Raw genomic sequence first — 20482 nt, 5'->3', positions numbered from 1 at the left:
TCACGAACTGTGCGCCGATTCGCACAAGGAATTCATCTCTTAGAAGTTATAGTAAGCTAAGATGATTCGAGGCAATATGGCAATACGATTCGCGTCAAACGCGAGTCATGCACTGTTTTCGTGTGTGCGATGTGCCAAAAAAGATAAGGGCCGGTTTCCCGGCCCTTTTGTTATGCGGCGTTGTCGACCGCCCATTTCCTGAGGATTTTCGCTGCGCGTTCCTCGTTGATCTCAACCATTCGCGCCAACTTGCGCTCCGGCCCCTCCTTGACGCGGCGATTGAAGCTGCCATCGTCGTCGCCAAGGCTGAGGAGATCTTCGGTGCTGTCGAAGCCGAAGTCCGAGCCGAAGCCATCCATGAGAGCCCCGCCGCCTGCGTCGCCTGCCGGAGCAAAGTCCGGAAGCTCGAGGCCGGCGCTCTCGATCGAGGTATCGCCCGCGATCGCCGCGCCACCACCGGTCATGCTGCGGACCATCGGACGGACACCCATCCAGATAACCAGGAAGGCGACGACCACGAAGGCGAGCGAGTTGATGATGCCAGCGAGGTTGCGGCTCAGCATGTCCATGACACGGACGCCGGAACCGGTTTCTTCGAGAAGCTGGTTTTCAAGGAAGTCCATGGCCGTGACCGTGACCACGTCGCCGCGATCGGCGCGGATGCCGGCAGCCGAAGCGACGATCTTTTGCATCTCCGCGAGATAGGCATCGATCTTGGCCTGGTCGACAGGTTCGCCAACCATCTGTGCGATGCGGCCCTTGTTGACGACAACCGCGATCGAGAGCTTCTCGACCTTATAGCTGTTGCGGGTCGTCGCCGTGGTCTTGCTGTTGATCTCGTAGTTGGTCTGCTCTTCCTTCTTGTCGGACTTGTCCTGCGAGGCAGGACCGTTCGAACCACCAGTCGGGGGAGCAGCCTGTGGGACGTTCTGCTGGACGGTCGTGGCGTTGTCGTTCGATGTCTGCTGAGACTGGGCCGCTTCCTTGGTCGTGCGGATGGAGCGCTCGACCTTGGATTCCGGATCGTAGACGGTTTCCTGGATTTGCTGGGCGTCGGTATTCAGGTCGGCGGTGACGCTCGAGCGGAAATTGTCCATGCCGAGGAACGGCGAGAGCGCCTTGTCGATGTTTGAGCCGATTTCGTCCTGGACGTTCTGGACGATGCCGAGCGAGCGGTTGAGGTTGCTGTTGCCTGCCTCGTCGCCGGAAGCGAGCAGCTGGCCGGCGGAATCGAGAATGGTCACGTCACCGACATCAAGCCCCGGCACGGCCGAGGCGACGAGGTGACGGATGGAGCTTGCCGCGGCGCGGCCAGTCGAGGCGCTCGCTCGAAGCATGACGGATGCCGTCGGCTTCTGCTCGGCGCGACGGAAATTGCCGACCTCCGGCATGACGATGTGCACGCGTGCCGCCGATACGCCGGAGATCGACTGGATCGTGCGGCCAATCTCACCTTCCAGCGCGCGAACGCGCGTAACTTCCTGCATGAAGGAGGTTAGGCCGAGCGAGCCGACCTTGTCGAAGAGTTCGTAACCGGCATTGTTGCTGTTGGGCAGGCCCTTTTCGGCGAGCAGCAGACGCGACTTGCCGGTCATGCCGGCCGGCACGGTGATGCTCGAACCGTCGGAACCCACCTGGAATGCGATATTCGATTCCGCGAGTGCGATGCTGATCTGGTTCAGATCGGAAGAATCGAGCCCGACATAAAGCGTTTCCTGAGCAGGTTTGTTCACGAATAGAGCGGCACCGAGAATGAGCGCCACGGAAACCACCCCGATGCCGGCCAACGCCAGCAGGCGATTCCGCCCAAGGGAACTGAAGTTCCTAATAATCGGAAGTAATTGATTTAACAGATTCATTCTGTTCTCGCACGATCTTTACAGACAAAGCAGGCCTATCGCCTAATTTGACCTATAGAAGCCGAAACTTGTGCGAGCGTTTCGTATTGACGCTTAAGTAAGAGCGCCGGCTAGAAGAAATCGAAGTCGCCGGCTGCCTTGTTGATCGGCTGGGAATGACCGTGGCGCATGCCACCGCCACCCAGCGCGCGTTGCATCTCGCTGAGCTTCACGAGGCTGAGTGCGGTTGCGACGTCGACCATCCATTCATTGGAGATCTCGCCGGTTATCGTATCGATGAATTCGGCGATCCCACGTGCCTTCTGCACGGCAAGGTCGATGCCCTGCAGGACCTTCATGCTTTCGGGCGCGTTCAGCAGATTTTCGCCGCCGATTTCAAGAAGCTGAGGCTCGATCCGTTCGATCAGATAGGCGACGTCGTGCAGTTCGGACACGACCCGCATCAGGATGTCGGGCAGTGCTTCGACCGGCGACGGTTGCTCCGCCTGTGCATTCACATTCATTAGGACCTCGGCTCAGAAGAATTCGATACTGGTTTCAACTGGCTTCTGCGGGGCAACCGGACGCTGTTCGAGCGCGACGGTCTTCTGGGTTTCGGCACCGGTGAGCGGGTACTGCCGAGCGCGACCGGAGACCGGCCAGAACTCGAGTTTGCGCCCGTGATCGCCGCCGGTACTGGAACCGACGATGGGGATACCTTCATCCTTCAGAAACTGCGTGGCAAAAGCGGCATTCTGTTCCCCGACATTCGAGAATGTCGAGATCGTTTTCGCTCCTCCGAAGATCTTGGCTTCCAGGCGGTCGCGGCGCGCGCCCTGCTTCAAGAGACCGTTGATCAGCAGTTCCATGAGATGCACGCCATATCGCGTGGCATCTCCCCCCGTCATGGGCGTCGTCGCGTTGCCCGGCAGAAGGAAGTGGTTCATCCCTCCAACGCCGGCCACGGGATCCCGTAGGCATGCAGCCACGCACGAGCCAAGAATGGTCGTCAAGACCGCATTCGGATCATTCAGGACCTTCCATTCGCCCTGAATGATATGAACACGGCGGGCCGCAACCTCCATCGTCATTTCAACGCTCCAAATACGGCTTCAATCGCCGCCTTCATCTTTTCGATGGTGAAGGGCTTGGCCAGGACGTTGTTGGCGCCGAGGGCTGCCGCCTTGGTGACCAGCGCGCGGTCGCCCTGCGCGGTCAGGATGATGAAGGCCGCCTTCTTGGTCGTCGGATTGCTGCGGACGGCCTGCAAGAAGCCGAGACCGTCCATGTTGGGCATGTTGAAGTCCGAGATGACCAAGTGGTGCGGCTGCTGGGCCATGATCTTCATGCCCTGCACGCCATCGCCGGCGGCCGTGATCTGCTTGAAGCCGAGCTGGGTCAGCGCGTCGCTGAGCAGCAGGCGGCTGGTAACCTGATCGTCGACGATCAGAACTTTGATTTTCTCTGCGAGTGACATTAGTCAGTTCCTTCCTTACGGGCGGTCATCTTCAAGATTTCCTCGCCAATGGCATTAAGTGGCAGCTGTTGTTCGACAGCGCCGAGTTCGAAAGCTACCCGCGGCATCCCGTAGACCACCGAGGTCTTTTCGTTCTGTCCGAGGGTACGGGCGCCTGCATGGCGCATTTTCAGAAGACCGGCGGCGCCGTCGCGGCCCATTCCGGTCAGGATCACGCCGACAGCATTGCGGCCCGCAAGCTCGGCGACGGAATCAAAGAGAACATCGACCGACGGACGGTGACCATTCACCGGCTCGCGTTCGAGAAGGCGGCAGCAGGGTGCTGATGGATTGACCACCTGCAGATGCCGCTCGCCGCCGGGGGCCAGATAGATCTTGCCGATTTCGAGCCGCGCGCCATCGGTCGCTTCCTGCACGACAGGAGCACAGAGGCGGTTCAGCCGCTCTGCGAAGCTCTTGGTGAACGTCGACGGCATGTGCTGCGTAATCACGGTCGGCGGGCAGTTGGCCGGGAATTTCTGCAGCACGGCAATCAGCGCTTCCACGCCACCGGTCGACGAGCCAATCGCAACCACCTTGCGGCCAACGCGATAGTCGGCAACCGCGGGCGGCGGCGCGACAGGCTGCGGGGCCATGACGGGACGGCGCTGCGAACGGGCGGCGGCCTTTACCTTCTCGGCGAGGTCGGCGAAGGGGCGTATGTCGCCCGGCTGCGGCTTGCTCACGCAATCGAACGCGCCGATCTCCAATGCCGCCAATGTGGCGTTGGTGCCGCGATGTGTCAGCGTCGACACCATGATGACGGGCATCGGGCGCAGACGCATGATCTTCTCAAGAAAATCGAGGCCGTTCATGTTCGGCATCTCGATATCGAGCGTCACGACATCGGGATTGAGCTTCTTGATCGCTTCGCGCGCTTCCATGGCGTCGCCGGCCTGGCCGATGACGTCGACGTCAGGATCGGACTGCAGCACGGCGGTGATAAGACCGCGCATGGTGGGAGAATCGTCAACAACGAGAACACGTGCCGCCATGCTCATCCCTTCCTCCCAAAGCCCTTGGTCGTATAGCGGTATGTGGTGATACCGATATTGTCGAAGACATGCTTGGAATCGCCGGACACCCGCTCGGAATGGCCGATATAGAGATGACCGCCCTCCGGCATGAGCTCGGCGAAGCGCGACCAGATCTTCATCTGGGTCGGTTCGTCGAAATAGATCACGACGTTGCGGCAGAAGATAACGTCGAACTTGCCCTTGAACGGCCACTGGGCCATCAGGTTGAGCTCGTTATAGGTGATCAGCCGCTTGACGCGGTCATCGACCTGGAACTTGCGGCGCCCTTCGATATTGACCTCGCTGAACCACTGCTTGCGCATGGCGGGCGAAACGGTTTCGAGCGCACTTTCGTCGTAGGCGCCGGCGCGAGCGATGGCGAGTATCTTCGGATCGATATCGGTCGCGAGGATCTTGAAATCGTAGTCGGCGACATTCGGCATCATCGACAGCACCGTCAGCGCGATCGAATAGGGCTCCTGGCCATCCGACGAGGCTGCCGACCAGATGCGGACGCGACCGCCGGACTTGGCACGCTGCAACAGCTCCGGCAGCACGTGATCGCGCATATGCTCGAAGTGATGGTTTTCACGGAAAAAGCGCGTGAAATTGGTGGTCAGATGCGACAGCATTTCGCGGCGCGGCCCAGCACCCGCCTGCGAAGACACCAGCGAACAGTATTCGCGGAAGCCGGACAGGCCGAGATTGCGAATGTGCTTGGAAAGACGCGAATAGACCAGCGATGCCTTGGTCTCGTTGAGGAAGATGCCCGCATCCGAGTAGATCATCGCGGCGATTTCCGTGAGGTCGCGGCGCGTCAGCGGATATTCGCCGCTCGCCAGAACCTCATCGGGGCTCCCCGGTCTTACATCTTTTGCACTCAAGACACTCATGCAGCTTCGCTTTCCGCGTCAGGGAATATGGCTTCCAGTTCCAACAGGCAGATCAGACGTTTCTCGATCGCCATGATCCCGCGCGCGAACTGACGCTGCAGTTCGGACGCGATCTCGGGCGTTGGCTGTACGTTGTCTTCACTAACAGTCAGTATATCCGACACCGCATCTACAAGCAGACCAACTACTTTTCGGTGAACTTGGGCCACAATAATGACATGGCGCTGCGTCGGCTCGGTCGGCTTCATGCCGAGACGGGCCGATAGATCGATGATCGGCAGCACGGCGCCACGCAGGTTGATGACCCCTTTCATGTAGGAAGGCGAGTGCGGCATGGCCGTTGCCGGCGTCCAGCCGCGGATCTCGCGAACCGACATGACATTGACGCAAAACTCCTGATCGCCGACGCGGAACGCGATCAGCTCGCGGTGCCCTTCGCTCAGATTTTTCACGATATAGGACATAACTTAACCCGCCGCCGCCAGGGATACTTCCTGCCTCAGCGCCTGGCCGCGCGAAGCGCCCACGACTGCGTCGACATCGAGAATGAGCGCGACGCGACCGTCGCCCAGGATGGTTGCCGCGGCAATGCCCGGAACGTGGGTGTAGTTCGCCTCGAGGCTCTTGATGACGACCTGACGCTGACCCTGGATCGCATCGACCATCAGCGCGCGCTGACCGCCGCCTTCGGATTCGACGAGCAGGGCAACACCTTCGACCGGATTGGCCTGGGTGGCGCGGAAGTTCAGGATGCGACCGACATCGACCAGCGGGCAGAAGGAGTTGCGGATCGAGATCAGGCGATGGCTGGCACCGAAGGAATGGATGGCCGAAGCCTCCGGCTGCAGCGTTTCAACAATCGCCGTCAGCGGTACGACGAGTGTCTGGCCAGCGACCGTGACGACCATGCCGTCGAGAACGGCGAGCGTCAGCGGCAGGCTCATGGTGAAGACGGAGCCCTGGCCCGGCTTCGATGTGATGCTGATGCGACCACCGAGCGCCTGGATCGAACGCTTGACGACGTCCATGCCGACGCCGCGACCGGAGATGTCCGAGATCTGGTCGGCGGTCGAGAAGCCCGGCGCGAAGATCAGGTTGTCGATCTCCTCGTCGGACAGGTTGGCGTCCGGCGAGATCAGGTCATTGTCGATTGCCTTCTGCTTGACGCGTTCGCGGTTGATGCCGCCGCCGTCGTCCTGCAGTTCGATCAGGATGCGGCCCGAACGATGCTTCGCGGTGAGCTTGATCGTACCCTCGGGATCCTTGCCGGCGGCAGTGCGCTTTTCCGGGCTTTCGATGCCATGGTCGACGGCATTGCGGATCATGTGCGTCAGCGGCTCGGCAATCTTGTCGATGACCGTCTTGTCGACTTCGGTGTTTTCACCTTCGGTGACGAGGCGGATCGACTTGCCGACCATGTCGGCGACTTCGCGGACGATACGCGACATGCGCTGGAAGACCGGCTTGACCGGCTGCGCGCGGATCGCCATGACCGAATCCTGGATCTCGCGGGTGAGCTGCTGAAGCTCCTCGAGGCCCATGTTGATCGAGGACGTGCCGGTCGTGTCGTTTTCGATGACGCTCTGGGAGAGCATCGCCTGGTTGATGACGAGCTCGCCGACGAGGTTGATCAGGCGGTCGACGCGATCGAGATCGACGCGGATGGTCTGGCCGGCGCTATTGGCGGCGGCATTGTTCTGGGCGGCGGCGGCAGCGGCTGCATTGGCGGCAGCAGCCGATTCCTTCTTTTCGACGCGGGCTGCGGCGGACGCGATCTGCGTCACGTTCGAAGCCGTTTCGGCAGCGGCTACAGCAGCAACTGCATCGTTCTTTTCAGCGGCCGGAGCTTCCGGGCCGTCGTCCAGCGCCGAGAGGTCGAAGGGCACGGGCACCATCGGCAATTCCTCGGCCGGAGCGGCTTCGGTTTCAGCGGCGACGGTCGTGATGGTCAGTTCGCAATCCCACTCGGCAAATTCGAAGACCGCACGGATCGCGTCTTCGCCCTTGTCGGTCTTGAGCGTGATGTTCCAGTAGAAATAGGCGGCTTCGGGATCGAGCTCGTCGAGGCCCGGCAGCGCGTCCATGTTGCAATAGATGCTCATCTCGCCGAGGCGGCTGAGGTCGCGCAACAGCAGTGTCGCGTCGTTGCCCTTGGAATAGAGCCCGAAGCGCGGCTTGAAGGTGATCTCGAAGATCTCGTCGTCGCTGAAATCGTCGAACGAGAACGGGATCGGCTCGAAGCCGCTCTCGTCGGTTGGCTTGACGGGCGCTGCTGCGACCGGTGCCGGTGCAGGCGCTTCGGAAGCGGCTGACGGCGATGGGAGTTCGCCGTTGGCAAGTGCTTCCAGCTCCTTGACGAGGCCACGGCTGCGGCTTTCGTCGACGCTGCCGCCGTCACGGGCGGCATTGGTCAGGTCCGCGAGCACGTCGGCCGACTTGAGCATGACCTTCAGGACGTCCTGGGTCGGCTCTAGCTTGTTGGAACGAACGCAATCAAGTGTGGTCTCGAACACATGCGCGAAGGCGACGAGATCGTCCAGACCGAAGGCGCCAGCGCCGCCCTTGATCGAGTGAACGGCGCGAAATACCGCGTTGACGGTTTCCGGATCACGATCGCCATCATTCATTTTCAGAAGACCGGATTCCAGTTCCGCGAGCTGTTCCTCGCATTCCTGGAAAAAGATCTCTTTGATTTCGTTCATATCCATAAAAGAAATTCCTGAGTTTAAGCGGTTACGCGCTCAATGGCATCGATCAGCTTGGCAGGGTCGAAAGGCTTGACGATCCAGCCGGTGGCGCCGGCCTGGCGTGCGCGATTCTTCTTCTCGGCATCGCTCTCGGTCGTCAGGACCAGGATCGGGATGGCGCGATACTTGTCGTTGCGGCGAACGCCTTCGATGAAGCCGAAGCCATCGAGACGCGGCATGTTGATGTCGGTGACGATGACGTCGGGGTGGGATGTCTCCAGAACCTCGAGACCTTCGACGCCGTCTTCAGCCTGGATCGTCTCGAAGCCCGCATTGTTGAGCGTCACGAGAAGCATGTTACGGATCGTCCGTGAATCATCCACGGTCAGCACTCTTTTCTTCATTACTAAATCTCCTTGGCGAGCAGCGGGTGAACATCCACACCGATCAGCTGCATGGTTTTCTGAAACGCGTCCGAAACCTTGGTGAAGGTGAACGCATGCTTGTCTTGATCCCAGGTCTTGGCGGCGGACATCAGCACCTGTGCGCCGAGGGCGCCGATGCGCTCGACGGCCGATGCGTCGATCGTCACGGCGCTGCCGCGCATCGACAGGAACTTGTCGCGCAGAGCCGACGCTTCATTGAGGTCAATGGTCGCCGCCAAATTCAGCGTCTTCCCACTCTTTTTTGCTGCCATCAGACTTTTCCTATCTGCTGATTGGCGCCCAACGAATGTGAGCCGCCGTCATAAATCAGTGCTTCAGTAAGCATTTCGTCCGCCTCCGAGACTTGCGAGCGGAGGGTTGAAATCGAATGGCGCGTCGGCCTCCTCAACAACCCGGCGGGCGGGCTGGACATCGACGGCGCGCACAGGGCGACGCTCGGCTGCCTCGGCGCGATTGCGGGCGATGCGGAATTCGCGGACCGTGCGGCCAAGCTCGACGATGACGGTGTGGAGATCGTCTGCGCCGTCGGCTGCATGCGAAGCGGCGTCGGCACTTTCGGCGACACGTGCGCCCAAGCCCTTGACGTCGGTGGTGACCGCATCGAGCACGGAGGCATTGTTGCTGGTCTGGCTGGCGACCGAGGCGATGGCGGCGTTGATATCGGTGACTTGGCGCACGATGCTGCCGATCGAATCCTGCGTACGGCCAACCATCTGCACGCCGGCATCCACCTGCGACTTGGTGGTCGTCACCAGCGTCTTGATTTCGCGGGCAGCATCGGCCGAGCGCTGCGCCAACGCGCGGACTTCCTGCGCGACGACAGCGAAGCCTCGGCCGGAATCACCCGCGCGGGCCGCTTCGATACCGGCGTTGAGCGCCAAAAGGTTGGTCTGGAAGGCGATTTCGTCGATGGCGCCGATGATCTGGCCGATGCGCTCGGCGGACTGCTCGATATCGGCCATGGCGGAGATGGCGCGGCCGACAACCTCGCCGCTTGCTTCGGCCGCCGCGCGCGTGGATGCGGCTGCGTCTTCAGCAGCACGGCTGCCCGCAACGCTGCGACGCACGTTTTCGGAGAGATCGGCGAGTGTCGCGGCTGAGGCAAGAAGCTGCTCGGCATGACCGGAGGCGTGGCCGGAAAGATTGCGGGCGGACTGGCCAAGCACCTGCACCGATGCCTCGGCCTTCAAGGTGCGTTCGCTGATCGCGCCGAACTCGGTCTGCAGCGCTTCCAGCGCGCCGTTCAGCGCCAGGGCGACATCATTGTGCGGACCGTCCTCGGTGACCACGGCGCGGGCCGTCAGGTCGCGGGCGGCCAGGCCTTCGATGACGTCGGAGAAGACACGAGCGACCTCGGCCTTGTCGCTGTTTCGCTGATCGGCAATCTGGCGCTGCTGCGAGGCGCGCAGGGAATTGAAGCGCAGCGACACGGCAATCTCGACATCGACCATGACGAGGCGGATGAGCGCGGTCATGAGATCGGCGATCTCGCGCTTGCGGCGCTTGACGCTTGGCAGGAAGGAGGAGCCGGCGAGTTCATCGGCGAGACCGGCAATGACATGTTCGAGGACGACACCGTGGCCGGCGACATGCCAGCGAGGGTCCAGTCCCATCTTGCTTTCGGAATCGGACAGGACCTTGACGCGCTCGGCGTAGAGGCTGTCGAAGCGCGCATCGGTCAGCACATCCCAGTGCGACGTTTGTAGATCATGGAGACGATCGACCTGACGCTCGGTCTCGAAATTGCGGGCGGCATCGGGGAAAGACTGGAAACGCTGGAAGAGATCGCGAAGGCCTGAGGTCAGGTGCTGCTGGAGCGCCGGGCGATAGCGCCGCACCATCTCGCACTGCTCGGCATCGAGGCCGGCAAAGCGCAGGCGGTCACGCAGGCTGCCCGCCTGTGCTCCACGATCCTGATCCGATGGCATATTCTGCCCCACGCCTGTCCCCAACCAATGCCCGGGCATATCGCCCGAAGAGAAATCAAGCCTCCTGACACCAACACGGATGCGTGCGGACCTGACGCGGGCTAACGCCGGCGGTCGGACCTGTCGCGATCAGTGCGGACTATCTTAGAGCTACTTGAGAGATCGATACCGGATTAAGCCGGTACGGCGGTTCGGCGTCATGCCTGCTAGGAACGCTAAAATTTTCCCATTCCGACGTGTATTGCAATGTTTATGGTTAATTCCTTGCCTGAAGGTTAATACCCATTTTATGAATGTCGGCTTTCGGAGCAACGCGAATAACCATCCATGAAATACTGGTGTGACGTTGCGCCGCTGCTACAAGTTCGAAGCAAGCTTCGTGTTATATCCCCGCCAAATCACGACATGACGTCATAGGGATTGAGCAATGATTGTTCTGGGTTTGGGTGCATGTTTTCTTGCCGTGTCTGTTCTCACAGCCGTCGCACTTCTCGACCGTATTGAAGCGGGCCGTGTCGCCCTGCCTCTGCGGGTGCTTTGAATTCCCGTCATAAAACAACAGTAATGGACGTGTTTAACCACCGAGCCGGCGAAGTGTTGCGCTTTGGCCGGCGGTGGTTTGTCCAGTTACGGAAATCAGACGCATGTCCCCACGCCTCGGTATCCTTATCATTGTCGGCGTGACGCTTTGGCGCATCGTCACCTTACACTTCGACACGACGGATCTCTTCGTCGACGAGGCGCAATATTGGTTCTGGTCGCAGAATCTCGACTTCGGCTATTATTCGAAGCCGCCGATGATCGCCTGGGTGATCCGCGCGATGACCGAGCTTTCGGGATCGACCGCGATCTTCTGGATCAGGCTTTGCGGCCCTCTCGTGCACATGGCGACCGCCTTCGTGCTGATGAAACTCGCCAAGCGCTTCGTCAGCCCCGAGATCGAGGGCTGGACGGGGGTGACGTACATCACGCTGCCCGGCGTCGCTCTGTCTTCCGTCTTCTTCTCGACCGACGTTATCCTGCTGTTCTTCCTGGCTGTCGCGCTGTTTGCCTATTTCGGCCTGACCCGCCAGCGCTCGATCGCACTGGCGTTGCTGATGGGCGTGGCCTTCGGCTGCGCCTTCCTGTCGAAATACGCCATCCTGTTCGTCGTGCCCGGCGGCCTGATCGCCTTGCTGCTTTTGCCGATGGCGCGGATTGGATGGCGGGACTTCTTCATTTCGGCCGCAACTGCCATCGTGGTGGCGGCGCCGAACCTCTGGTGGAACGCCACCCATGACGCCACGACGATCAAGCACACGACCAGCATCGCCCACTGGAGCGGGCTGAACCTCAATGTCGGGCACGGGATCGAGTTCTTCGCCGCGCAGTTCGGCGTCGTCGGCCCGATCGTGTTCTTCGCAATCCTCTGGGCGGTCTACCGGGCTTTGAGAGGGCAAGGCAGCGCACTCGAGAAATTGCTGATCTGGCTTTCCGTGCCTATCGTGCTCCTGATCACCTTCCAGGCGCTCATCGCCAAGGCTTATGCCAACTGGGCCGTGACGGCCTATGTCGCCGGCACGATCCTCGCGGTCTGGCTGCTTCATCGGGTCTGGCCCAAGGGGTTGCGCGTGTCGTTTGCCATCAATGGCACGGCCAGCGTGCTCTTTCCGCTCGCCGCCATATTCGCTAACCAGCTGGTGCTGCCCAATGGGGACGAAGTGATGAAGCGTTATCTTGGCCGAAGTGCTATCAGCCGCGAAGCGGGTGATCTGGCGCGACAGGCGGGGACGGGCATCATCGTCAGCGACAGCCGCGACATCCTCGCGGACATGTATCATACGCTCAGAAACGAGCCCTTGAAGATCTATGCGCGGCCGCCGGCGGAAGCGCCCGACAACTATTATGAGCAGACCTTCGCACTGCCCAATACCGTCAGCGACGACGTGTTGTTCGTGACCACGCAGCCCTTCGCGTGCGCCGAGCCGCCGCAGACTATCAAGTCATGGCAGCCGAGCGAAGGTTATTATCGCGGGCATGTGATCTACGCCTACAAGGTGAACGCCGGCTGTCTGGAATCGGGAAAATAGCGTATCATTCGCCCGCGGGCTGCAGACAGATGCAGGTGCCCTTGCCTTCAACTTCGATGAAAGCGACGCCGCCGTTCTCAAAGGCCAGACGCAGCTGCGCCTCGGTGGCGCGATGCAGTTCGTGGTGCTTACCTTCGTAGTCACGGATCGTGCTGCGGGAGACGGCGGCGTGGTCGGCCAAGTCGACCTGCGTCCAATCCAGCAAACCCCTGGCAGCGCGGCAGAGAGCCGGGGTGAGAATTGTTTCTTTCGCGCCTTGACCCATGATGTCAAACCACCCATATTGGTTGATATAAGCCATATATGTCATAATTGAAACGGGATTTCCAGTCGGGGAGACAGCTGATGCCGCACGATACACCTTTGATTTCGACAATCGTCGGGGGTCTCGTGCTTGCGTTCATTCTCGGCGCCTTCGCCAACCGGCTGAAATTGCCACCTCTGGTCGGCTATCTCATCGCCGGCATTCTGGTGGGCCCGCACACGCCAGGCTACGTGGCTGACCAGAACCTGGCGCCTGAGCTTGCCGAGATCGGCGTCATCCTCCTGATGTTCGGCGTCGGCCTGCATTTTTCTCTCAAGGATCTTCTCTCGGTGCGCGGGATCGCGGTGCCGGGCGCCATTGTGCAGATCGGTTTTGCCACCCTGCTCGGTTGGGGATTGGGCGCGCTGATGGGATGGCCTACAGGCGGGAGCCTCGTCTTCGGCCTCGCTCTTTCCGTCGCGTCGACCGTCGTGCTCCTGAAGGCCTTGCAGGAGCGGCGGCTCGTCGAGACGGAACGCGGCAAGATCGCGGTCGGCTGGCTGATCGTCGAAGACCTTGCCATGGTGCTGGCGCTCGTCCTCATCCCCGCGGCTGCCAGCATCGGCAGCGGACATGGAGCCGTCGAGCCGTTGTCGGCAGCGGTCAACCGCATGTTCGGCCTAGATATGGGCATTGGCGGCATCATCGGCATGACGCTGGTCAAGGTGGCGCTATTCGTCGGCGTGATGCTGATCTTCGGCCGACGCGTCATTCCCTGGACGATGCACCGCATCGCTCATACCGGCTCACGTGAACTCTTCCGCCTTGGCGTGCTGGCGATCGCGCTCGGCGTCGCCTTCGGAGCCTCGAAGCTCTTCGGTGTATCGCTGGCGCTCGGCGCGTTCTTCGCCGGCATGGTCCTCGCCGAAAGCGAGCTCAGCCATCGGGCAGCACAGGAGAGCCTGCCGCTTCGCGACGCTTTCGCGGTGCTGTTCTTCGTTTCGGTCGGCATGCTGTTTGATCCGAACATCCTGGTCGAAAAGCCAATCCCGCTGATCGCCACCGTCTTTATCATCGTCATCGGCAAGTCACTGGCCGCCTTCCTCATCGTGCTCCTGTTTCGCAAGCCGGTGGGAACGGCGCTGACAATTTCCGCGAGTTTGGGCCAGATCGGTGAATTCTCCTTCATTCTCGCAGCGCTTGGCGTCGATCTCGGGCTGTTGCCGGAAGAAGGTCGCGACCTGATCCTTGCCGGCGCCATCATCTCGATCATCCTCAACCCGCTTCTCTTCTACGGCTGCGACAAACTGCGGCCGCTGCTGGAGCCGAAGCGCGAGGAACATCACCCAGAGCCGACCGCCGAGACCACGACCGAGGTAGTGGAGGAACCGCTGATCGTGGCGGACGAGGTGCATGCCACCAAGCTTTCGGGCCATGCCATTCTCGTCGGCTACGGTCGCGTCGGCAGCATTGTCGGACAGAACCTGAAATCCTCAGGCACACCCTTCCTCGTCGTCGAGGATTCCGACAACCGGATCGCAGCACTTCGCGATCAGGGCATCGAAGTCGTCGGTGGAAACGCGGTTACGCGCGAAGTGCTCGATCTCGCCAATCTCAAGGGCGCGCGAAGCCTGGTCATCGCCATTCCAAACGCCTTCGAGGCGTGCCGCGTCGCCGAACAGGGGCGTGAGGTCAATCCCGGTGTGCTGATCGTGGCGCGCGCGCATTCCGACGCCGAGGTCGAAGAACTGAAGCAATACGGCGCCGACACCGTCATCATGGGCGAGCGCGAAATCGCCATGGGCATGCTTGACCGTCTCTCTCAAGTGCATCATGACAGTTCACCCTATGAAGTCGAGACAGAGGCTGGTATAAGCCCGACCGAGGAAACGCCTTCTCCAGAAAAACAATGAGAGAACTTTGCGCCGTTGAGCCGGTTCGAGATTGAAAATCCGCAGGACGACCAGATGAGGTTCGATACGCGCCGCATGACCGGTCGCGTTGCCGTCTCACTGGCCGTTGCGATCTTCGCCTATCTCGGCCTGTTGTTCGGCGGCAATCTCGTGCTGGGCCCCACGCGCGGGCCCAACAACGCATTCTCTTCGTCGAGCAAGGATAGCCAGCCGCTGCAGCTGAGCGCACGCGACGTCGTGCGCGGCGTGCTGGCAGCCGACCGGAAGGTCGCGCAGAAATACGCGACCTATGCTTCCGGCGACGCGGCTACCGCTGACCAGCAAGTCTTCGAGCGCTTGTCGCCCGGCTTCCTCTGGCTTTCGCAATCGACATCACCTGCGTTCTATGCGGCTGACGCGAAGCCCTACGATTCGCATGGCCCGCCCGCTTTCGCGGCCTGACGACACGCGCCTCGGCGCCTCCCATTGCATTTACGACACGCCTGCCTGCGCCTGAAGCGCAGGTTCAAGCGTTATCAAGGATAGACAACACAATGCGCACCTCACCATGGCTAGTGGCCACCTATACGGTGATCATTCTCCTCGGCATTCTGATCGCACTGCCGAATGCCCTGCCGCAATCCACATTGCAGCGCCTTCCCTCTTGGCTCCCGCACCAGCAGGTCTCGCTCGGCCTCGACCTTCGCGGCGGCTCGCACCTCGTTCTCGAAGTCGATGAAGCCGACCTGACGCGCGAGCGTCTGCAGTCGCTTCTGCAGGACGCGCGCCGCGTGCTGCGCGAAAAGAACATCCAGCCGAAGTCGGTGGTTCGCAACCAGAACCAGATCGTCGTGACGCTGAACGACCCGGCGCAGACCGATGAAGCCGTGACGCAGCTGCGCACGCTCGGCAACACGATCGCAACCGGCATTTCCGCCGGCCAGTCGGACCTTTCGGTCACGACCAGCGGCGGCAACATCATCGTTGCCTTCTCAGCCGCCGGTATCTCCAGCAACGTCGACAGCGCCGTCCAGCAGAGCCTTGAAGTCATTCGCCAGCGCGTCGACCAGGTCGGCGTCGCCGAACCGACGATCCAGCGCATCGGCGGCAACCGCGTTCTCGTGCAGCTTCCGGGCGCGCAGGATCCGACCCGTCTTCGCCAGCTCCTCGGCTCGACCGCCAAGATGTCCTTCCACATGCTCGCGCCGAACAATGCTCCCGGCCCCGGCGTGACGATGCTGAAGGATGACGAGGGCAACACCTATCCGGTTCTCGACCGCGTCGAAATCTCCGGTGACCGTCTTTCCGACGCCCGCGTCAGCTTCGACCAGAGCCAGCAGCCCGTCGTCAGCTTCCGCTTCGACAGCGCCGGCGCAACCCGCTTCGCAGACATTACCCGCCAGAACGTCGGCAATCCCTTCGCCATCATTCTCGACGACAAGGTGCTGAGCGCGCCTGTTATCCGCGAGCCGATCACCGGTGGTTCCGGCCAGATCTCCGGCAACTTCTCGACCGATACGGCCAACACGCTTGCCGCCATGCTGCGCGCCGGCGCCCTGCCCGCCAAGCTCACCGTCATCGAAGAACGCACGGTTGGTGCCGACCTCGGTGCCGATGCCATCCAGATGGGTATCTATTCCGGTCTCGTCGGCTTCGTCCTCGTCGCGGCCTTCATCTTCCTGCTCTACGGAACCTGGGGCATTCTCGCCAACGTCGCCCTGCTCATCCACACGATCCTGACCTTCTCGGCACTGACGCTTGTCGGCGCCACGCTGACGCTGCCCGGCATCGCGGGCGTCGTGCTCGGCATTGGTCTTGCGGTTGACGCCAACGTTCTGATCAACGAGCGCATCCGTGAAGAAACCCGCAAGGGCAAGGGCTCGTTCGCGGCCATCGACACCGGCTTCCGCCGCGCCTACTCGACCATCATCGACGGCAACATGACGGCGCTGATCGCCGCCGCCATCCTGTTCTGGTTCGGCACCGGCCCGGTTCGCGGCTTCGCCGTCACCATGGCGCTCGGCCTGATCATCTCGATGTTCACCTCGGTCGCCTTCGTTCGCGTCTCGATGATCGAGATCACCCGCCGCTTCAAGCTGAAGACCATCAACATCAAGCCGTTGCTGCCGGTCTTCTACCCCTACGACAAGCACATCCAGTTCATGAAGGCGCGCTTCTTCGGCGTGACCGTCTCGGCACTGCTGTCGGTCGCATCGGTCGTGCTCTTCTTCCACCCTGGCCTCAACTACGGCGTCGACTTCCGTGGTGGTATCCAGATGTCGGTGAAGACGCAGGAAGCAGCCGATCTCGCCAAGTTCCGTGAAGGCCTGAACAGCCTCGGCCTCGGCGAAGTCTCGCTGCAGTCCTATGGCGACAACAACACCATGGCCGTTCGCGCGCAGCGCCAGGACGGCGGTGAAGAGGCGCAGACGGCAGCCGTCACCAAGCTGAAGGACGAGATCGTCAAGATCGATCCGTCGGCAACCGTGACCGGCACCGATGTCATCGGCCCGAAGGTCAGCGGCGAACTTGCATGGGCGGGCATCCTGTCCGTCGTGATCGCCAGCCTCGCGATGCTGCTCTACATCTGGTATCGCTTCGAATGGCCGTTCGCGGTCGGCGCCATCGTCACGCTCATTCTCGACGTGACGAAGTGCATCGGCTTCTTCGCGCTGACGGGGCTCGACTTCAACCTGACCGCCATCGCGGCGATCCTGACGCTGGTCGGCTACTCGGTGAACGACAAAGTCGTCGTCTACGACCGCATGCGTGAAAACATGCGCCTCTACAAGTCGATGCCGCTGCGCGAACTGATCGACAAGTCGATCAACGAAACGCTGGCCCGAAGCATCTACACCAACGTCACCGCCTTCCTCGCTTTGCTGCCGATGGCAATCTGGGGCGGCAGCGCGGTCGAAAGCTTCGCGATCCCGATGGTGTTCGGCATTCTCGTCGCCGCCGCATCGTCGGTATTCATCGCGGCGCCGATCCTGCTCTTCCTCGGCGACTGGCGCACGCGCCACCGCGCCGCGGTTTCGAGCAACGACGACAAGGTCGACATCATTCCGCCGAGCTCGCGCAAGTCGGCTGGCTGATAAAGGATCGACCCTTTTCAGGTTGCTTTCGTGAAATTGATGCGGGCGCCGGTTGCAGAACCGGCGCCCGCTTTCTATTCTCCGCCCGGGCTTAAATCCGGCGGACGAGACATGTCACCATCGACGACAGAGACCGACGAAACGCGCATCAAGCGCTTTCTCGCCATTGCCTCGCACGACCTGCAATCGCCGCTCAGGCACATCGCGATGTATGCAGAGATTCTGATCGACGAGATCGGCGACAGGATCGATGCCGAGCACCTGGAATATCTCACCACCATTCTTGCCAAGACACAGGCAGCGCAGGAGCTGACGAAAGGGCTGATCAGCTTCGCTTCCGGCGCGCCGCGACTTGTGATCAGCGATGTCGACACCACGCTGCTGGTTGCGCAGATCTGGGCGGAGCTGCGCTTCGAGGTCGATGCGCCCAAGGCCACGATCGAGACGGGCGACCTGCCCGGCATCCGGACCGATGCGGGAATCCTGGGGCTCGTGCTGAAGAACGTGATGGCGAACGGGCTGATGCATCGCACGGATGCCGACGAGGCGTGCCGCCTGACGGTCGAGGCGGAAGTCGATGCCACGCATTGGACGATCCATATTTCAGACAACGGCCCGGGCATCGCGCCCGAGCATCAGGAGAGCGTGTTCACTGCTTTCTGGAGCCTGCTGCCGGAGGGCGCCGTGAAAAGGCCGGGCCTCGGGTTGGCAGCGGCACGGGAGCTGGTGACCGCACTCGGCGGCACGATATCGCTCTCATCATCAGCGGAGACGGGAAGTCGGTTCACGATCCGCCTGCCCGTTTGATGGCCCGTTAGATGTTGTAATCGTCCTTCCAGACATCCGGCATGTCATAGCGAACATATTCGCGGATGATGTGCTGCAGCGTCTCGACGTCGATCTCGTCCTTGCCGATGCGGAAATCGACGCCGTAATCCTGGAACTGCTGGAAGTAGCTGTCCGACACGTCCATCGATATGACGCCGATCGGGCCGGTGTAGCTCGCGGCGCGCAGCTTCGGCACGGTCTCGCGAAAATCCGCGTTCGGCAGCAGTCGGTTGTCGAGCAGGATTAGGTCGAACCTGTCGCTATTGAGCTTTGCCAGCGCATCGCTGACCGATTGCGCGTAGTCCATCTGCACCTTCGGCTCGGTAAGTGCCGCGACGGTCTTCTTCAGGGAGCGAAATTCGATGAATTCGTCATCGACGAATAGAATCCTGACCGCCTCGCCCGGAGCCGTCTGCGATGTCGCTTCAGCATTCTTGCTCACGAAACAAGTCCCATACGCAACGCCATCGCCACCATGTGGACGCGATTTACCGCGCCGAGCTTTCTGACCGACGCCGCGATGTGCGAGTTGACGGTGTGTTCCGACAGACCGAGAATGATGGCGATCTCCGCCGATGTCTTGCCTTCACTGGTCCAGCGAACCACTTCACTCTCCCGTTGGGTCAAGCGGCCTGACATCTCGTTGACCAGGATTTCCTCGTAAAACTTGTCGAAAATCCGCATGGTATCGAGCAAGATATCGGCGACCTCGCCCTGGTCCGGCTGCTGGCGCTTGCCGCTGAAGGCAACACAGTAGCGACGCCCCTCGGGCGTGAAAAGCGGGATGAGCAGAAAGCTGTTTGTGTCGAATTCGTTGAGGACGAGATCGGGAGGATAGCCCTCCAGATTGTTGGCCTTGCCGCTCATAGGGGTCGCCAGGAACTGCGCGGCCTTGGATTTGATGAAGCCGAGCGCGCGGCCCATGGCGTAGACGAAGAAGCCGGTCTGGCGCTCGGCGACATTGGTGATGATGATGTCGCGCGCGCCGAAGGGCTGCGACGCCTCGGAGATGCGGGCGAGCGCGAAGCTGTCAAAAGCATAGTGATGCGCGGCCGCCTTCAGAAGTCGAAAGAAATCCGTGCGGTTGATCGCCCGCCCCAGTTCCGGGCCAGCGTGAAATGGAAGGGCCATCGCGCTACTCATTCCGCATTCCTGCTTCTTGGCTCCTACGTGCCTCTGATTACCGGTTGGGCGGCATCTCCGAACTCTGGAGACACGCGCCAGACTGATACAGTTAATGACCGAGTGCGGAGTTTCGAGGGAAACCGCCGCGACACGCCGATCACAAAATCGGCATGCGACATCCGCTTCCGCCCCCCTACCCTCGGCATTCGCCTGTCCTATGCTGCCGGCGACGCGCTTCGCGCACCAGCAAGGCGACAGGCTTCATTCACGGATTTTGCCGGGGTTGTTTCGTCAACAAAGTCAAACGGCTCTCCCCAGCATCGTCTCACACTGCTTCATGCGTATAGTGTGAAATGTAGCCAAAGTCGTGTCAATGAGACTTGCAACCATTGCGTCATAAATACCTAAGAAAGTCGATTGTCTTTGATGGACTATTGGCCGAGACGCACGAGTGCACTGAGGTCGATCGGTTTTTCGACGTATAGATCGGCCCCGCAGGCCAAGGCCCGCTCCCGATCCGCCGTCGCGTCCGAGCCGGAACAGACAGCGATTCGCATCGAGGCGAAGCGTTGATCGGCGCGCAGGCGCATGACGAGACCGATGCCGCTATCGAGAGGCATGTAGAGATCGACGATCAGGAGCGCCGGCAGAGACATGCCTTCCGCGAGACATAAAGAGAGCGCTTCGAAGGCGGCATCGGCGGTCTGGAAGCACGAAAGGGCGATGTCGGGGCGTTCCTTGCGGCAGACATATTGTGCGTAAAACAGGTCGTCGCGGCTGTCGTCCACATAAAATACCGCCGGCATTGCCACCCTCCCGTGCTCGCGCCGGCGCTCCGTTCGACCGCAGGGCACAGCATCCGTAACGGGCATATTGCCGGTCGGCGCCGAAGCCGCAACTATCGC

General features: G+C 61.2%; 20 protein-coding genes. 5 read left to right on the top strand and 15 right to left on the bottom strand.

Annotated elements, in window-relative coordinates; translation table 11 throughout:
- Positions 1-170 precede the first annotated feature (170 nt).
- The 11 genes from fliF to J5286_RS03390 all read right to left on the bottom strand — a co-directional run bounded on the left by fliF (position 171) and on the right by J5286_RS03390 (position 10324).
- Positions 171-1859 (bottom strand): flagellar basal-body MS-ring/collar protein FliF, encoded by a 1689-nt coding sequence (gene fliF, locus J5286_RS03440; protein WP_209189156.1) that lies wholly within the window; start codon positions 1857-1859, stop codon positions 171-173.
- Between the two features lie 110 nt (positions 1860-1969).
- A complete protein-coding gene (gene cheT / locus J5286_RS03435) occupies positions 1970-2362 on the bottom strand; it encodes a chemotaxis protein CheT (RefSeq protein WP_018898414.1) in 393 nt (130 codons plus the stop codon).
- Positions 2363-2374: 12 nt separating this feature from the next.
- Positions 2375-2929: a chemoreceptor glutamine deamidase CheD gene (cheD, locus tag J5286_RS03430; protein WP_209189155.1), complete on the bottom strand. Its 555-nt coding sequence runs from the start codon at positions 2927-2929 to the stop codon at positions 2375-2377.
- Positions 2926-3315 (bottom strand): response regulator, encoded by a 390-nt coding sequence (locus tag J5286_RS03425; protein WP_018898412.1) that lies wholly within the window; start codon positions 3313-3315, stop codon positions 2926-2928. Before J5286_RS03425 ends, cheD begins: the two co-directional genes overlap by 4 nt.
- Positions 3315-4355, bottom strand: coding sequence for a protein-glutamate methylesterase/protein-glutamine glutaminase (gene cheB / locus J5286_RS03420; protein WP_209189154.1), 1041 nt, complete (start codon positions 4353-4355; stop codon positions 3315-3317). Before cheB ends, J5286_RS03425 begins: the two co-directional genes overlap by 1 nt.
- On the bottom strand, positions 4352-5263 hold the full coding sequence (gene cheR / locus J5286_RS03415; RefSeq protein WP_209189153.1) for a protein-glutamate O-methyltransferase CheR: 912 nt from the start codon (positions 5261-5263) through the stop codon (positions 4352-4354). The genes cheB and cheR overlap by 4 nt, the downstream gene beginning before the upstream one ends.
- Positions 5260-5727 (bottom strand): chemotaxis protein CheW, encoded by a 468-nt coding sequence (locus tag J5286_RS03410; protein ID WP_018898409.1) that lies wholly within the window; start codon positions 5725-5727, stop codon positions 5260-5262. Before J5286_RS03410 ends, cheR begins: the two co-directional genes overlap by 4 nt.
- A gap of 3 nt (positions 5728-5730) precedes the next feature.
- Positions 5731-7971 carry a chemotaxis protein CheA gene (locus J5286_RS03405; protein ID WP_209189152.1) on the bottom strand — a complete coding sequence of 747 codons (2241 nt, stop codon included), beginning with the start codon at positions 7969-7971 and terminating at the stop codon, positions 5731-5733.
- Between the two features lie 17 nt (positions 7972-7988).
- A complete protein-coding gene (cheY1, locus tag J5286_RS03400) occupies positions 7989-8354 on the bottom strand; it encodes a chemotaxis response regulator CheY1 (protein ID WP_018898407.1) in 366 nt (121 codons plus the stop codon).
- Between the two features lie 2 nt (positions 8355-8356).
- Positions 8357-8647 carry an STAS domain-containing protein gene (locus tag J5286_RS03395; RefSeq protein ID WP_209189151.1) on the bottom strand — a complete coding sequence of 97 codons (291 nt, stop codon included), beginning with the start codon at positions 8645-8647 and terminating at the stop codon, positions 8357-8359.
- A gap of 63 nt (positions 8648-8710) precedes the next feature.
- On the bottom strand, positions 8711-10324 hold the full coding sequence (locus J5286_RS03390) for a globin-coupled sensor protein (protein ID WP_209189150.1): 1614 nt from the start codon (positions 10322-10324) through the stop codon (positions 8711-8713).
- A 644-nt stretch (positions 10325-10968) separates the two neighbouring features.
- Here J5286_RS03390 and J5286_RS03385 point away from each other — a divergent pair.
- Complete coding sequence (locus J5286_RS03385; RefSeq protein ID WP_209189149.1) at positions 10969-12393, top strand: ArnT family glycosyltransferase; 1425 nt, start codon at positions 10969-10971, stop codon at positions 12391-12393.
- 4 nt (positions 12394-12397) lie between these two features.
- Here J5286_RS03385 and J5286_RS03380 read toward each other — a convergent pair whose 3' ends face one another.
- Positions 12398-12703, bottom strand: coding sequence for a helix-turn-helix domain-containing protein (locus J5286_RS03380; protein ID WP_209189148.1), 306 nt, complete (start codon positions 12701-12703; stop codon positions 12398-12400).
- A 35-nt stretch (positions 12704-12738) separates the two neighbouring features.
- Between J5286_RS03380 and ybaL the strand changes: the two genes are divergently transcribed.
- The 4 genes from ybaL to J5286_RS03360 all read left to right on the top strand — a co-directional run bounded on the left by ybaL (position 12739) and on the right by J5286_RS03360 (position 18431).
- Complete coding sequence (ybaL, locus tag J5286_RS03375) at positions 12739-14550, top strand: YbaL family putative K(+) efflux transporter (RefSeq protein WP_209189147.1); 1812 nt, start codon at positions 12739-12741, stop codon at positions 14548-14550.
- Between the two features lie 54 nt (positions 14551-14604).
- Positions 14605-14991 carry a hypothetical protein gene (locus J5286_RS03370; RefSeq protein WP_209189146.1) on the top strand — a complete coding sequence of 129 codons (387 nt, stop codon included), beginning with the start codon at positions 14605-14607 and terminating at the stop codon, positions 14989-14991.
- 92 nt (positions 14992-15083) lie between these two features.
- On the top strand, positions 15084-17624 hold the full coding sequence (gene secD, locus J5286_RS03365) for a protein translocase subunit SecD (RefSeq protein WP_209189145.1): 2541 nt from the start codon (positions 15084-15086) through the stop codon (positions 17622-17624).
- Between the two features lie 111 nt (positions 17625-17735).
- Positions 17736-18431, top strand: a complete 696-nt coding sequence (locus tag J5286_RS03360) for a sensor histidine kinase (protein WP_209189144.1) — start codon at positions 17736-17738, stop codon at positions 18429-18431.
- A 7-nt stretch (positions 18432-18438) separates the two neighbouring features.
- Here J5286_RS03360 and J5286_RS03355 read toward each other — a convergent pair whose 3' ends face one another.
- The 3 genes from J5286_RS03355 to J5286_RS03345 all read right to left on the bottom strand — a co-directional run bounded on the left by J5286_RS03355 (position 18439) and on the right by J5286_RS03345 (position 20383).
- Positions 18439-18894, bottom strand: coding sequence for a response regulator (locus J5286_RS03355; protein WP_209189143.1), 456 nt, complete (start codon positions 18892-18894; stop codon positions 18439-18441).
- Positions 18891-19595 carry a response regulator transcription factor gene (locus J5286_RS03350; protein ID WP_047507352.1) on the bottom strand — a complete coding sequence of 235 codons (705 nt, stop codon included), beginning with the start codon at positions 19593-19595 and terminating at the stop codon, positions 18891-18893. Before J5286_RS03350 ends, J5286_RS03355 begins: the two co-directional genes overlap by 4 nt.
- A gap of 413 nt (positions 19596-20008) precedes the next feature.
- Positions 20009-20383 carry a response regulator gene (locus J5286_RS03345; RefSeq protein ID WP_209189142.1) on the bottom strand — a complete coding sequence of 125 codons (375 nt, stop codon included), beginning with the start codon at positions 20381-20383 and terminating at the stop codon, positions 20009-20011.
- Positions 20384-20482 lie beyond the last annotated feature (99 nt).

It is taken from the genome of Rhizobium sp. 16-488-2b, from assembly GCF_017741815.1.
Classification (GTDB): Bacteria; Pseudomonadota; Alphaproteobacteria; order Rhizobiales; family Rhizobiaceae; genus Rhizobium.
Note: the sequence above shows the minus strand (reverse complement) of the source record. Positions and strands in the feature narration are given on the sequence as shown.